The organism is Embleya sp. NPDC025285, from assembly GCF_055558835.1.
In genome coordinates this window covers 1-1,504 of sequence record NZ_JBVHLU010000291.1, presented here as the reverse complement: position 1 = coordinate 1,504, position 1,504 = coordinate 1, and the positions used below count along the sequence as shown (strand labels likewise).

Sequence of the window (1,504 nt, the reverse complement as noted above, 5' to 3'; positions counted from 1 at the left end):
CCAACGCCGTTCAGTTAGGTGCGGGCGCGGGTTTGTCAAGGCCGGCAAACAGAGCAGCGGAGCTGCCGTAGAAGAGGTCTGTCACTCCAAGACATCCTCACCACGGGAGCTCCGCTGTTGGAACAGACTGCCACAAGGCGGACGGTCAAGGTGGCGGCCGGGGTTTTCGCACCCGGCCACATCGGCGAGTTGACCCGGATCGTGCCCTTCGAGATGGTCGACGACGTGCTCGTGGCGACCAGGACGGTCGAGCGACGGGTCCGGCTGGTGCCGGCGCGGGTCACCATGTATCTGCTGTTGGCCGGGGCGTTGTTCGCCGATCTGGGCTACCGGCAGGTCTTCGAGCGGTTGTGCGCCGGCCTGGCCGGTCCCACGCCCGCCCGACCGAGCGGCAGCGCGTTGCGCCAGGCCCGACAGCGCTTGGGGGCGGCGCCGTTGAAGGCGTTGTTCGACCTGCTGCGCGGGCCGGTGGCCACGACAGCCGCCCAGGCGCGGTGGCGCGGGCTGCTGCTGGTTGCGGTCGACGGCACGCTGCTGCCGGTGCCGGACACTCCGGCGAACCTCGCCGTCTTCGCCAAGCAGCGGTGCAACAGCGGGGCCGGGGGCTATCCGCAGATCCGGCTGACGGCACTGGTGGCCTGCGGCACCCGTGCCGTGATCGGTGCGGTGTTCGGTCCGGCCACCACCGGCGAGCTGGAGTACGCCGGCCGCCTTGCGGGTGATCTGCGTGCCGGGATGTTGCTGCTGGGCGACCGGAACTTCGCCGCGGCCCACCTGTTGAACCGTTTTGCCGCCACCGGCGCGCACCTGCTGGTGCGGTGCAAGTCCGGTCGCAGACTGCCGGTGGTGGCCCGCTGCGGCGACGGTTCGTTCCTCACCCGGATCGGCGCGCTGACCGTACGGGTCGTCGACGCCGAGATCGGCGTCGTCACGTCCCGGGAGACCCGCACCGGCCACTACCGGCTGCTGACCACCCTCACCGATCCGTCGGCGCACCCCGCCGCCGAACTCGTCCGGCTCTACCACGAACGCTGGGAGATCGAGACGGCCTACGCGGAACTCAAGTCCACGATCCTGGGCGGGCGGGTCCTGCGCGCCCGCACCCCGGCCGGGGTCGAGCAGGAGGTCTGGGCACTGCTGGTCGCCTACCAGGTGCTGCGGACCGCGATGACGGATGCCACCGACAGCGTTCCGGGCACCGACCCCGACCGGGCCGGTTTCACCGTCGCGCTCTCCGCCGCCCGCGACCAACTCGTCCTGGCCGCAGGCATCATCGCCGACACCGTCGTCGACCTGGTCGGCGCCATCGGCCGGCAAGTCCTGGCCCAACTCCTGCCCGAGCGGCGGGTCCGCACCAAAGACCGCATCGTCAAACGAGCGATCTCCAAATACAACGCACGCGGACCCACCATCGATCGGACCACCTACAAGGCCACCATCGGCATCAACGTGCTCATGACCGACCCTTGACACCACCCACCCCGCCCTAACTGAACGGCGTTGC

Annotated in this window: 1 protein-coding gene; it reads left to right on the top strand. The window is 70.1% G+C overall.

What is annotated here, in order from left to right; genetic code table 11:
- Positions 1–117: 117 nt before the first annotated feature.
- On the top strand, positions 118–1,470 hold the full coding sequence (locus ACZ4FV_RS52300; RefSeq protein WP_395871221.1) for an IS4 family transposase: 1,353 nt from the start codon (positions 118–120) through the stop codon (positions 1,468–1,470).
- Positions 1,471–1,504 lie beyond the last annotated feature (34 nt).